Raw genomic sequence first — 688 nt, forward strand, 5'->3', positions numbered from 1 at the left:
GGTGGGCGGGCAGGTAGTCGGGGTCACTGGGTTCGGGGCGTGTGCCGTCGGGACGCAGTGTCTCGGTGACGAGGAGGTGGCGGTGGCGTACCGCGGTTCCGACGGCGGTGAGGGCGGCCGGGTCGATCGGGGGCGCAGGGAACTCCCAATAGTTCTGCAGCCGAGTCAGGCGCAGGGCTTCCATGGATGCCCGCAGCGCAGGGGGCATGACCTGGTGCAGAGCCGCCAGTGCCCGCGCCGCGTCGTCCCCGAGGCCGAACATCGTGCTTGGCGCGGTCTGCAGGGCCACCGCGACCGCGAGGGCCTGGTCGTGGTCGAACAGCAACGGCGGCAGGGTTCGCCCGGCTCCGAGCCGGTAGCCGCCGTCGGGGCCGTGGATGGTAGCGATCGGGAAGTCGAGCTGGCGCAGAGTTTCGATGTCGCGGCGGACAGTGCGTTCGCTGGTCCCGAGCCGGGTAGCGAGCTCGCGCAGCGACCACTGCCGTCCTGATCCGAGCAGAGACAACAGCCGCAACGCCCGGTGTGAGGTGTTCGCCATCGTCCCACCCTGACACCGGTAGCGGCCACTCGGTGTCCACTACCGGTGTCAGCGTGGGTTCTGTTCAGTGAGCAGCGGCGCAAAGGACGGTCGGGTATGCGGGTGGTCGTGGTTGGTGGCGGGATCGGCGGGCTTGCATTGGGGGCGGGG

Annotated in this window: 1 protein-coding gene; it reads right to left on the reverse strand. The window is 70.2% G+C overall.

Annotated elements, in window-relative coordinates:
• The coding region (locus ACTWQE_RS34175; protein ID WP_443332975.1) for a helix-turn-helix transcriptional regulator at nucleotides 1–538 on the reverse strand (538 nt) is incomplete at its 3' end.
• Between the last annotated feature and the right edge of the window lie 150 nt (nucleotides 539–688).

Source organism: Streptomyces sp. 8N706 (assembly GCF_052245415.1).
Classification (GTDB): Bacteria; Actinomycetota; Actinomycetes; order Streptomycetales; family Streptomycetaceae; genus Streptomyces.